Below are 11,839 nucleotides of genomic sequence, written 5' to 3'. Positions count from 1 at the left end.
ACCATCCGAAGCCTCTCAACTTGCCGTCGCGGCTTGACAGATCAACTGCATCGGATGTCTTTCGAAGGTCCTGACCTCGATGCCCGGCATCGGTGTCAGGACCGCCGCAGTCCTCCTGGCCACCGTCGGCGACGGCAGCTCGTTCCCGAGCGCCGCCCACCTGGCCTCCTACGCCGGACTCGCCCCAGCAACGAAGCAGTCCGGCACGTCGATCCACGGCGAACACGCTCCCAGAGGCGGCAACCGGCAGCTGAAACGGGCGATGTTCCTCTCCGCGTTCGCGGCCCTGCACGATCCCGCCTCCCGCAGCTACTACGACCGCTGCCGAGCCCGCGGCAAAACCCACACCCAGGCCCTCCTCCGACTTGCCCGCCACCGCATCAGCGTCCTGTTCGCCATGCTTCGCGACGGAACCTTCTACCAACCACGAAGCCCCCGCCCAGCTTGACGAAGAACATAGAGGCACCCCCCCGGGGGGCCCGCGGCCCCCGGCCCGCTCTCCGGGCCCGCGGCCCCTGGCCACCCTCCGGGCCAGCCGCCCGGGCCCGCGGCCCCCGGCCGCTCTCCGGGGCCCGCCCCGCCCGAGCCGCCCCCGGCCGCTCTCCGGGCCAGCCGTCCGGCCCGCTCTCCGGGCCAGCCGTCCGGCCCGCTCTCCGGGCCAGCCGTCCGGCCCGCTCTCCGGGCCGGCCGCCCGAGCCGCCCCCGGCCACCCTCAGGGCCAGCCGCCCGGGCCGCCCCCGAACCGCCGGGCCCCCGGCCCGCTCGCCCCCTCCCGCCGAGCCCCGCGATCACCGGCACCCGAGACACCCGTCCCGTATTCCGGACACCTCGTCCCGACCCCTGGATGACCGGCGTACGCTCGACCGAGTCAGAACTCTCCGAAGGAGCGAGCGACGATGCCCGAGCTGAGGTCCCGCACAGTCACCCACGGTCGCAACATGGCGGGCGCCCGCGCCCTTATGCGGGCCTCCGGTGTACCGGGCGCGGACATCGGCCGCAAGCCGATCATCGCCATCGCCAACAGCTTCACCGAGTTCGTGCCCGGCCACACCCACCTCCAGCCGGTGGGCCGGATCGTCAGCGAGGCGGTCCGCGAGGCGGGCGGCATCCCGCGCGAGTTCAACACCATCGCCGTCGACGACGGCATCGCGATGGGCCACGGCGGCATGCTGTACTCGCTGCCCTCCCGCGACCTGATCGCGGACAGCGTGGAGTACATGGTCGAGGCCCACTGCGCCGACGCCCTGGTCTGCATCTCCAACTGCGACAAGATCACCCCGGGCATGCTGATGGCCGCCCTGCGGCTGAACATCCCGACGGTCTTCGTCTCCGGCGGCCCCATGGAGGCCGGCCGCGCCACCCTGGTCGACGGCACCGTCCGCACCCTCGACCTGATCGACGCGATCGCCGAGGCCGCCAACGACAAGGTCTCCGACGAGGACATCCTCCGCATCGAGGAGAACGCCTGCCCGACCTGCGGCAGCTGTTCGGGCATGTTCACCGCCAACTCGATGAACTGCCTCACCGAGGCGATCGGCCTGTCCCTGCCCGGCAACGGCTCGGTCCTGGCCACCCACACCGCGCGCAGGCGGCTCTACGTCGACGCGGCCCGCACGGTCATGGACATCACCCGCCGCTACTACGAGCAGGACGACGACACCGTCCTGCCCCGCAGCGTCGCCACCTTCGCGGCCTTCGAGAACGCCATGGCCCTGGACATCGCCATGGGCGGCTCGACGAACACGATCCTGCACCTGCTGGCCGCCGCCCAGGAGGCCGGCGTCCCCTTCGGCCTGGAGCAGATCGACGCCGTCTCGCGCCGCGTCCCCTGCCTGGCGAAGGTCGCCCCGAACGTCGCCAAGGACCGCACGTACTACATGGAGGACGTGCACCGCGCCGGCGGCATCCCCGCCCTCCTCGGCGAGCTGCACCGCGCGGGCCTGCTCAACGAGGACGTGCACGCCGTCCACAGCCCCTCCCTCGCCGACTGGCTCAAGACGTGGGACGTCCGCGGCGGCTCCCCGAGCCCCGAGGCCGTCGAGCTGTGGCACGCGGCCCCCGGCTGCGTCCGCTCCGCCGAGGCCTTCTCCCAGTCCGAGCGCTGGGAGGCCCTCGACGAGGACGCCGAGGGCGGCTGCATCCGCAGCGTCGAGCACGCGTACTCCAAGGACGGCGGCCTCGCCGTCCTCAGGGGCAACCTGGCGGTCGACGGCTGCGTGGTGAAGACCGCGGGCGTCGACGAGTCGATCTGGACGTTCGAGGGCCCGGCGGTCGTCTGCGAGTCCCAGGAGGAGGCCGTCCAGAAGATCCTCACCCAGCAGGTCAAGGAGGGCGACGTCGTCGTCATCCGCTACGAGGGCCCCAAGGGCGGCCCCGGCATGCAGGAGATGCTCTACCCGACCTCGTACCTGAAGGGCCGGGGCCTGGGCAAGGCGTGCGCGCTGATCACCGACGGCCGCTTCTCCGGCGGCACCTCGGGCCTGTCCATCGGCCACGCCTCCCCGGAGGCCGCCTCCGGCGGCACGATCGCCCTGGTCGAGGACGGCGACCGCATCCGCATCGACATCCCCGGCCGCTCCATCGAGCTGCTGGTCTCCGACGAGGAGCTCACCGCCCGCCGCGAGGCCCTCGGCGGCGCGTACGCGCCCAAGGGCCGTGACCGCAAGGTCTCCGCCGCCCTGCGCGCCTACGCCGCGATGGCCACGAGCGCCGACAGGGGCGCGGTGCGGGACGTGTCGAAGCTGGGCTGAGCGCCTCGCTCACAGACGCCGAGGGCCGCTCCCCGGGGGAGCGGCCCTTTCGCGTGGCACCGGGCCTCACCAGGTCGCCGGGCCGCTCCCGTCCACGGCGAAGACGGCGCCGTCGGGAGCGCCGGCGTAGACGCGGCCGCCCGCGAGCACCGGCGCGGGCACCGAGGCGGCGACCCGGTCGCCCTTGGCGCCCAGCCGGGCCGGCGTCTGCCCGACGAGCGTGCCCTTGCGCGCGTCCACCGCGAGCAGCCGCCCGTCCGCCGAGCCGACGTACACCAGGCGCCCGTCGGTCACCGGCACGGAGGCGCGGCTCACGGACGTCTCCAGGGCCCACAGCCGCCTGCCCGAGCCGAGGTCGACCGCCTCCAGCGACCCGCCGGTGGCCATGAGGTACGCCACCCCCGCGTGCACCGTGCCGTTCGCCTGCTGGAGCCGTACGGTCAGCGGGCTCCGGCGCGTCTGACCGGTCCCGGGGGAGTAGGCGACCAGCGCCCGCGCCTCGCTGTAGACCGGGTCGAGGGACAGGAAGTGCACGGACCCGCCCTTGCCCCCCTCACCGCCGCGGCTGCTGCCGATCGGCTCGAGGGAACCTTTCAGCCGGACGTCCCAGCGCACCTCGCCGCTGCGCGGATCGACGGCGGTGACGCGCGTGCTCGAACCGTCCGCCGACACGCTCGCCGTGTACGCCAGCGGATCGCCCGCGTAGGAGCTGAAGTAGGGCGTGCGCTGCCCCGGCACGGCCCGGCTCCACCTGGTTCCGCCGGTCGCGCCGTCCACGCCCGTGACCGTGCCGTCCGGGCCGGTCACCAGCAGGACGCCGCCGGCCGCCCGCACCCCGGCCGCCGCCGGTACGGCACGCTTCCAGCGCACCTTCCCGGTCGCGGGGTCCAGTGCCTCAAGGCCCGGCCCTTGTCCGTCAGGGTCGCCACCAGACCGCCCGAGACGGGCGGCGGGCTGCCGACGACCGCCGCGCTGACGGGGTGCCGCCACAGCAGCCTGCCGTCGGCCGGGTCGAGCGCGAAGACCAGCCCCGGCCGCGCGCACGCCAGCGACCGGGCCACGTGGGCGCAGTGGGGCGTGCCCGTGCCGCCGGACGGGGGAGCGGCCTCCCAGGGGCCGATCCGCGCCGAGGCGGCCCGCGTCCCGCCGGCCTCGGGAGTCTGCCCGCCGTTGCCGCCGAACAGCGCCACCGAGCCCAGCGCCCCGCCCACCGCGAGCGTCACCGCCGCCGCGACGAGCACCAGCCGCCGCCAGGGCCGCCGCGGCTTGTCCGCGAGCCCTGCCTTCACGCGTACGCGCTCTTCCGTACCGGCGCCCGGCGAGCGGCCGGCCCGCTTCCCCGCCGACCGCTCCTCAGCCCGCTGTCCGGCCCTCTGCTCCGGTATGAACGCCTGGGTGTCGTACGAGGCCGCCACCGAGCGCAGTTCGCGCATCAGCTCGTCGGGAGTGGGCCGGTCCTCGGGCTCCTTGGCCAGGCAGCGCAGCACGAGCGGGGCCAGGTTCTCCGGTACGCCGGTCAGGTCCGGCTCGTCGTGCACCACCTGGTACGCCACGATGTACGGGCTGTCGGAGTCGAACGGACCGCGCCCGGTCGCCGCGTGCACCAGCACCGAACCGAGCGCGAAGACATCGGCCGCGGGCCCCACTTCACGCGGCCGCCGGAACTGCTCGGGCGCCATGAAGGGCGGGGTCCCGATCAACTTGCCGGTCTCCGTGCGCAGTTCGCTGTCCTTGGGCCGGGAGATGCCGAAGTCGATGACCTTCGGGCCGTCCTCGGCGAGCAGCACGTTGCTCGGCTTGAGGTCGCGGTGGACGACCCCCACGCGGTGGATGTCGCGCAGCGCCTCGGCGAGGCCGGCCATCAGACGGCGCAACTCGGCAGGCGGCATGGGCCCGTTCCGCTTGACGTACTCGGACAGGGTGGGGCCGGGGATGAACAGGGTGGCCATCCAGGGGCGCGCGGCCTCCGGGTCGGCGTCGACCACGGGTGCGGTGAAGGCGCCGCTCACCCGCCGGGCCGCCGCGACCTCCTGCCTGAACCGCCCCCGGAATTCAGGATCGTTGGCGAACTCGGCGTGCACGACCTTCACCGCGAGCTTCATCCCGGAGGTGCTGCGGGCCAGGTGCACGACGCCCATGCCGCCCGAGCCGAGGCACGACTCCAGGCGGTAGTGACCGGCGTACTGCGGAAGTTCCGCTTCCGCGCCCGCTCCGCTGCTGCGCTGTGGCGCCATGGAACCACCCCCGTGCTGTTCGTCCGCGCGCGCGACGCACCGACCCTAGTCGATGACTCGAACGGGACCCAGGAGGCTTGCTAGCGTTCCCGTACGAATCGCGCACAGCTGTTTTGTCACGCGATTCCTGGGAATCAACGGGACCCCATGACAGTCATGGGGCTCAACGGGGGAGGTCATCCATGTCGGTCGACCATGTCGAGAACACCGGAGGGGACACGTCGGAGGGCGGCGCCGAGGGGGCCGTCGCGGCCGCCGCCGCGGTGCGGTACTACTCCGTCGCCCCCGGCGTGAACCTCAACGTCCGCAGCGGTCCCGGCACCGGCTACCCGGTCGTCCGGACCCTGTCCCAGGGCGCCAAGGTCCCGATCTACTGCCAGACGCCGGGCACCACGGTCTCGGGCCCGTACGGCACCTCGAACATCTGGGACAACATCGGCGACGGCGAGTACGTGTCCGACTCCTACGTCTACACGGGCGCCGACGGCTACGTGACCTCCCGCTGCTCCTGACCGGACGATCCCGCGTCCCCGGGATCCATCCCGCCCGGAGCCCGCGACCGCACCGGAGCCATAATCGTCCCGTGAGCGACGACAACGGCACCCCGGACGGCACCGCGGGCTCCGCCGGCCCCGGTGCCGGCGCGAGCGGCCCCCGGCCCGAGCCCCTGCGTTTCTTCGGCACGACCTGGGTGGACCACGACAACGGCTACGCGGCCCGCCGCGCGGGCGTGGCGGCCGGCTCGCTGCTCGCCGCCGCGGCCGCCTGCCTGGTGCTCCGCTTCGCCTACCAGGGCCTGGCCCTGGCGAACTCGGGCGCCTTCGTGACGCTGCTGGTCGTGGTGATGTTCGCGGTGTGCAGCGCGCTCGCCTTCCGGCACACCTGGGACGGCTTCTCCAAGCGCCCCGATCCCGAGCGGCAGGCCTCCCTGCGCGGCCTGCTCGCCATCGGCTTCGTCGGCTCGCTCCTCGCCTACTTCTTCCGCTCCCTCACCGAGGCCCCCGGCGAGAAACTCCACCGCGAGGAATACGAGCGGGCCCGCGAACAACACACCCGCCGAGCCACCCGCCGCTCCGGCAACCCCAAAAAACGCCGCCGCTCCTGACACCGACCGGGACATCGGCCCCCGAACGACAATCGCGCGGCCGCTACTTACACAGGCCCGCGACCGGGCACCGACATACGATGCCGCGCACCGGAATGCGACCCTCCGTTGGCATACGGCATCCGCGCCGGTACGCATCCGCGCCGCAATACGGCACGCCCTCGGAATGCGGCCCCCGCGCCGCGACCCGGCACCGGGACGCAATACGTCACCGGGACGCATTGCGGCGCCGAAAAAGAACACGGCCCGCGCTGGAAAGCGGCCCGGCACGAAATCCCGACCACCGCCGCTCCTGACCGCCGACCGCGCCTCGTGCGCCAGAAGGCGGCCCCGCGCCGGAAGGCACCGCCGGACTGGCGTGCGGCCCGCGCCGGAAAGCGGCCCGGCACGAAATCCCGACGACCGCCGCTCCTGACCGCCGACCGCGCCCCCGCGCCGCAACCCGGCACGGGCGCCGGACGTGGCGCCGGACGTAGTGCCGAACGAGACGCCGGCGGTGGCACCGCACGCAGTGCCGAACCCGGCACCCACGCTCCACCGGACGAAAACCCCCTGTCGCCCCACGCCACCGAGCCCCCACCATGGGCGCCATGACCGCACCCACCCCGCACCCCTGGACGGGCCTGAACACCACCAGGGCCCGCTCCTTCGACGCGGCCGCCGCCGAGTACGCGGCCAACCGCCCCTCCTATCCGCCCGCACTCCTCGACGCGATCGAGGAACTCGCCGGCCGCCCCCTGGCCGGCGCCCGCGTCGCGGACGTCGGCGCCGGCACCGGCATCGCGACCGCCCTCCTGCGCGCACGGGGCGCCGACGTACTGGCCGTCGAGCCGGGCGAGGGCATGGCGGCCCAGTTCCGCCGCACCCTCCCCGACGTCCCCGTCGTGCGCGGCGACGGCAACGCCCTCCCGCTCGCGACCGCGTCCACCGACTTGATCACGTACGCCCAGTCCTGGCACTGGACCGACCCCGCCCGCGCGGTCCCGGAGGCCCTGCGCGTACTGCGGCCGGGCGGCGCGCTGGCGCTGTGGTGGAACACCGACGCGAACGACATCCCGTGGATCGCCGAACAGAGCCGCCGCATCGCCCGCCACTTCGACATGGACGTCTCCGCGGAGCGCCCGGCCGCCGGTACCGACACGGACCTGGCCGACCCCAGCGGCCGCCTCCACTTCCACCGCCGCACGATCCGCTGGAGCCGCACCGTCGCCCTGGACACCCACCTCGCCAACATCGCCAGCCACTCGATCTTCCTGGTCAGCCCCGCCCCCCACGCGTCCGCCTTCTTCGACCGGGAACGAGCCCACCTGCTCAGGACCTTCCCCGAGGGAGCGGTGACGGAGACGTACGACGTTCGCTTGCTGGTGGCCACCAAGCCGGCCACCACGCCGGCCACCACGACGGAGATGTGACCCGCACGCTTCAGGGCCCGATGGCACTTGACGCGGGCCCTCTCGCGCGAGTTAATCACCGAGTGATGAATAAATCCTCGGGCGTCTCGCCCCACCCCGCATCCGGCGACGCGGTGCGCGCGTCGGATCTCACCGTCGTGCGCGGTCCCCGCACCGTCCTGCGCGGGCTCGGGTTCGCCGTGCCGCGCGGGCAGATCACCGGGCTGCTCGGCCCGTCCGGGTGCGGGAAGTCCACCCTGATGCGGGCGGTCGTAGGTACGCAGGCCAAGGTGAGCGGCACGCTGGACGTCCTCGGCCGGCCCGCCGGTCACCCCACGCTGCGCACCCGCGTCGGGTACGTCACCCAGAGCCCCTCCGTCTACGACGACCTGACCGTGCGCCAGAACCTCGACTACTTCGCCGCGATCCTCGACCCCGGCCGCGCCGCCTCCGGACGCCGCCGCGACGACGTCACCCGCGCCATCGCCGACGTCGACCTCACCGGCTACACCGACACCCTCGCCGGCAACCTCTCCGGCGGCCAGCGAGGCCGCGTCTCCCTCGCCGTCGCCCTGCTCGGCGCCCCCGAACTGCTCGTCCTCGACGAACCCACGGTCGGCCTCGACCCCGTACTCCGCCGCGACCTGTGGAACCTCTTCCACCACATCGCCGCCACCCGCGGCACCACCCTCCTCGTCTCCTCCCACGTCATGGACGAGGCCGAGCGCTGCCACCGCCTCCTCCTCATGCGCGAGGGCGAGATCCTCGCCGACGACACCCCCGACGCCCTGCGCACCCGCACCGGCGCCGACACCGTCGAGGCGGCCTTCCTGCACCTGGTCGACGAGGCGGTCGCAGCCGGCCGCGCGAAGGAGTCAGCACGATGAGCACCACCCCGCCGACCGCCGCACAGGCGCACCACCACGCGCAGCCGCACACCCACACCCGCGCCCTCAGCGCCGCCCGCACCACCGCCACCGCGGCCCGCGTCCTGCGCCAGCTGCGCCACGACCCCCGCACCATCGCCCTGATGCTGCTGGTCCCCTGCCTGATGCTGGTCCTGCTCCGCTACGTCTTCGACAGCAGCCCGCGCACCTTCGACAACATCGGCGCCTCACTGCTCGGCATCTTCCCCCTGATCACCATGTTCCTGGTGACCTCCATCGCCACCCTGCGCGAACGCACCTCCGGCACCCTCGAACGCCTCCTCGCCATGCCGCTCGGCAAAGGCGACCTCATCGTCGGCTACGCCCTCGCCTTCGGCTCCGTCGCGATCGTCCAGTCCGCCCTCGCCACCGGCCTCGCCCTGTGGTTCCTCGGCCTGGACGTCACCGGCTCGGCCTGGCTGCTCCTCCTGGTCGCGCTGCTCGACGCACTCCTCGGCACCGCCCTCGGACTCTTCGTCTCCGCCTTCGCGGCCTCCGAGTTCCAGGCGGTCCAGTTCATGCCGGCGGTGATCTTCCCCCAGCTGCTCCTGTGCGGCCTGTTCACCGCCCGCTCCAACATGCACCCCGTCCTGGAGGCCATCTCCGACGTGATGCCCATGTCCTACGCGGTCGACGGCATGAACGAGGTACTGCGCCACACCGACGTGACGGCGACCTTCGTACGGGACGTACTGATCGTCGCCGGCTGCGCCCTCCTCGTCCTCGGCCTCGGCGCGGCCACCCTGCGCCGCCGCACGGTGTGACGGCGCGGGCGGTGTCCGCCGACCGGACGGACCGCCGCCCGCCGCACCCCCGGTGCGAGGATGAGTCCCATGAGCCAGAAAGTCGCAGTCCTCGGCACCGGCAAGATCGGCGAAGCCCTGCTCAGCGGAATGATCCGGGCCGGCTGGGCCCCCGCCGACCTCCTGGTGACCGCACGCCGCCCGGAACGGGCCGAAGAACTCCGCGGCCGCTACGGAGTCACCCCGGTCACCAACCCGGAGGCCGCCAAGACCGCCGACACCCTGATCCTCACGGTCAAGCCCCAGGACATGGGCACCCTCCTCGACGAACTCGCCCCGCACGTCCCCGCCGGCCGCCTGGTCATCAGCGGAGCCGCGGGCATCCCCACCGCCTTCTTCGAGGAGCGCCTGACCGCCGGCACCCCCGTCGTCCGCGTCATGACGAACACCCCCGCCCTCGTCGACGAGGCCATGTCCGTCATCTCCGCCGGCACCCACGCCACCGCCGCCCACCTCGCCCACGCCGAGGAGATCTTCGGCGCCGTCGGCAAGACGCTGCGCGTCCCCGAGTCCCAGCAGGACGCCTGCACCGCCCTGTCCGGCTCGGGCCCGGCGTACTTCTTCTACCTGGTCGAGGCCATGACCGACGCGGGCATCCTGCTCGGCCTGCCCCGCGACAAGGCCCACGAGCTCATCGTCCAGTCCGCCATCGGCGCCGCGGTCATGCTCCGCGACAGCGGCGAACACCCCGTGAAGCTCCGCGAGAACGTCACCTCGCCCGCCGGCACGACGATCAACGCCATCCGCGAGCTCGAGAACCACGGCGTGCGCGCCGCCCTCATCGCCGCCCTGGAAGCCGCCCGCGACCGCAGCCGCGAACTGGCCTCCGGCAACAACTGACCCCGGCGGCAGGTGGCTCAGCGGCCGGCCGGCCCGGGCACCCGCTGAGTCACCTGCCCTCCGGCCCACCGACCCGTCAAGCGGGCAGCAGCCCGATCGCCCGGTACGCCGCGTCCACCCGCGGCCGTGCCATCTCCCTGGCCCGCCGAGCACCCTCCCGCAGCACCCCGTCCACGTACGACGGGTCCGCGCACAGCTCCCGGTGCCGCGCCTGCAAGGGCCGCAGCACCTCCACCACGGCCTCGGCGGTGTCCTTCTTCAAGGCCCCGTACGAGTCGTAGCCACGGCTCAGCTCCTCGGGGTCCCCGCCCTCGCAGGCGGCCAGGATCTCCAGCAGGTTCGCGATGCCGGGCCGGCCCTCGCGGTCGTAGACCACGTCCTGCCCGCTGTCCGTCACCGCCCGCATGACCTTCTTCCGTACGACCTCCGGCTCGTCCAGCAGATAGACGATGCCCGGCCCGGAGTCGTCCGACTTCCCCATCTTCGACGCCGGGTCCTGGAGGTTCATCACCCGCGCGGCCACCGCCGGAGCCGTCGCCCTCGGCACCACGAAGGTGTGCCCGTAGCGCTGGTTGAACCGCACCGCGACATCCCGGCTCAGCTCCACGTGCTGGGTCTGGTCCTCACCGACCGGCACCTCGTCCGTCCCGTACGCCAGGATGTCCGCCGCCATCAGCACGGGATACGTCAGCAGCGACAGCCGTACGCTCCCGCCCCGGGCCCGTTCCCGCGGCGCCTTCTCCTTGTACTGGATCATCCGCCGCATCTCGCCGTCCGTCGCCACGCACTCCAGCAGGTACGACAGCCGGGCGTGCTCGTCGACATGGCTCTGCACGAACACCGTGCACAGCTCGGGATCCAGCCCCGCCGCCAGCAGCAGGGTCGCCGCCTGCCGGCTGAGCCTGCGCACCCGCCCGGGATCGTGGTCCACGGTCAGCGCGTGCAGATCGACCACGCAGAACAGGGCGTCCGCGCGGTGCTGATCGACCTCTGCCCACCGGCGCAGGGCGCCCAGATAGTTCCCCAGCGTCAGGTTGCCGGTCGGCTTGACCCCGCTGAACACCCGTGCCCGAGTCATCTCCACTGTTCACTCCATCTCTGGTCGGGGCCGCCGTCCCCGGCCGGCCGCCCTCGGAGTGGTGGAGGGAGAAACAAGAACGGCCGCCGAGGCGGCGGCCGTTGCATGCGTACGTGAGCGCGGCCGCCGTCAGGCGGCCCACCAGCACTGGTTGTACGTACGCGTCATCACGCCCCCCACAGTACGCCCCCGGAGGGCCCTCCCGCCGTGAGTTGACACACCGCGTCGGCATCCGTAAGGTTCTTCGGGTTGTCACGGGACCGGAACGGTTCTGCGGCGACACCTCCCGCCGCACGAGCGGCACTCCAAAACCTCTGCACGACCTCCCAGTGGGAACGATTTCGGCATGTCCGAATTCAATTCCGATTCCCGAATCGGCCTCGATTTGGGAAACACGGAGAGAGTCCGCTAAGGTTTGGAACGTCGGAACGGCCCAACGGCCTGGAAGACAAACCCCGCTGACTGGGGATCAGGTCGAGAAAAGATCTGATAGAGTCGGAAACACCGAAGGGAAGCGCCCGGAGGAAAGCCCGAGAGGGTGAGTACGAAGGAAGCGTCCGTTCCTTGAGAACTCAACAGCGTGCCAAAAGTCAACGCCAGATATGTTGATACCCCGTCTCCGGCCGGTTCGGTCGGGGCGAGGTTCCTTTGAAAAAAACACAGCGAGGACGCTGTGAACCACTGGACTATTCCTCCGGTGGTTCCGCTCTCG

Annotated in this window: 8 protein-coding genes and 2 pseudogenes; 8 read left to right on the top strand and 2 right to left on the bottom strand. The window is 72.6% G+C overall.

Annotation, left to right across the window (positions count from 1 at the left end):
• Nucleotides 1–58: 58 nt before the first annotated feature.
• A pseudogene (locus IE217_RS34110) lies at nt 59–448 on the top strand (transposase); the annotation flags it as partial.
• 448 nt (nt 449–896) lie between these two features.
• Nucleotides 897–2,750, top strand: a complete 1,854-nt coding sequence (ilvD, locus tag IE217_RS34105; RefSeq protein WP_190181842.1) for a dihydroxy-acid dehydratase — start codon at nt 897–899, stop codon at nt 2,748–2,750.
• Nucleotides 2,751–2,816: 66 nt separating this feature from the next.
• Here ilvD and IE217_RS34100 read toward each other — a convergent pair.
• A pseudogene (locus tag IE217_RS34100) lies at nt 2,817–4,984 on the bottom strand (serine/threonine-protein kinase).
• Between the two features lie 182 nt (nt 4,985–5,166).
• Between IE217_RS34100 and IE217_RS34095 the strand changes: the two are divergent.
• From IE217_RS34095 to proC, 6 genes are all read left to right on the top strand, one after another.
• Nucleotides 5,167–5,496 (top strand): SH3 domain-containing protein, encoded by a 330-nt coding sequence (locus IE217_RS34095; RefSeq protein ID WP_190181841.1) that lies wholly within the window; start codon nt 5,167–5,169, stop codon nt 5,494–5,496.
• Between the two features lie 71 nt (nt 5,497–5,567).
• Entirely contained in the window at nt 5,568–6,089 is a 522-nt protein-coding gene (locus tag IE217_RS34090; RefSeq protein ID WP_190181840.1) for an EamA/RhaT family transporter, read from the top strand.
• 590 nt (nt 6,090–6,679) lie between these two features.
• Nucleotides 6,680–7,501, top strand: a complete 822-nt coding sequence (locus IE217_RS34085) for a class I SAM-dependent methyltransferase (protein WP_190181839.1) — start codon at nt 6,680–6,682, stop codon at nt 7,499–7,501.
• Nucleotides 7,502–7,563: 62 nt separating this feature from the next.
• Nucleotides 7,564–8,367 (top strand): ABC transporter ATP-binding protein, encoded by an 804-nt coding sequence (locus IE217_RS34080; protein WP_373298195.1) that lies wholly within the window; start codon nt 7,564–7,566, stop codon nt 8,365–8,367.
• Nucleotides 8,364–9,170: an ABC transporter permease gene (locus tag IE217_RS34075; protein WP_190181837.1), complete on the top strand. Its 807-nt coding sequence runs from the start codon at nt 8,364–8,366 to the stop codon at nt 9,168–9,170. The genes IE217_RS34080 and IE217_RS34075 overlap by 4 nt, the downstream gene beginning before the upstream one ends.
• Nucleotides 9,171–9,239: 69 nt before the next feature.
• Entirely contained in the window at nt 9,240–10,049 is an 810-nt protein-coding gene (gene proC, locus IE217_RS34070) for a pyrroline-5-carboxylate reductase (protein ID WP_190181836.1), read from the top strand.
• A 76-nt stretch (nt 10,050–10,125) separates the two neighbouring features.
• On the opposite strand, the gene trpS is transcribed toward proC, so the two are convergent.
• On the bottom strand, nt 10,126–11,127 hold the full coding sequence (trpS, locus tag IE217_RS34065; RefSeq protein ID WP_190181835.1) for a tryptophan--tRNA ligase: 1,002 nt from the start codon (nt 11,125–11,127) through the stop codon (nt 10,126–10,128).
• Nucleotides 11,128–11,839: the final 712 nt, after the last annotated feature.

Origin of the sequence: Streptomyces naganishii JCM 4654 (genome assembly GCF_014650575.1) — a bacterium.
Taxonomy (GTDB): Bacteria; Actinomycetota; Actinomycetes; order Streptomycetales; family Streptomycetaceae; genus Streptomyces; species Streptomyces naganishii.
Note: the sequence above shows the minus strand (reverse complement) of the source record. Positions and strands in the feature narration are given on the sequence as shown.

Excerpts from the sequence above, each read along its gene's own strand:
- ilvD (WP_190181842.1), top strand. The coding sequence starts at position 897 with ATGCCCGAGCTGAGGTCCCGCACAGTCACCCACGGTCGCAACATGGCG.
- IE217_RS34095 (WP_190181841.1), top strand. The coding sequence starts at position 5,167 with ATGTCGGTCGACCATGTCGAGAACACCGGAGGGGACACGTCGGAGGGC.
- IE217_RS34085 (WP_190181839.1), top strand. The coding sequence starts at position 6,680 with ATGACCGCACCCACCCCGCACCCCTGGACGGGCCTGAACACCACCAGG.
- IE217_RS34075 (WP_190181837.1), top strand. The coding sequence starts at position 8,364 with ATGAGCACCACCCCGCCGACCGCCGCACAGGCGCACCACCACGCGCAG.
- proC (WP_190181836.1), top strand. The coding sequence starts at position 9,240 with ATGAGCCAGAAAGTCGCAGTCCTCGGCACCGGCAAGATCGGCGAAGCC.
- trpS (WP_190181835.1), bottom strand. The coding sequence starts at position 11,127 with ATGACTCGGGCACGGGTGTTCAGCGGGGTCAAGCCGACCGGCAACCTG.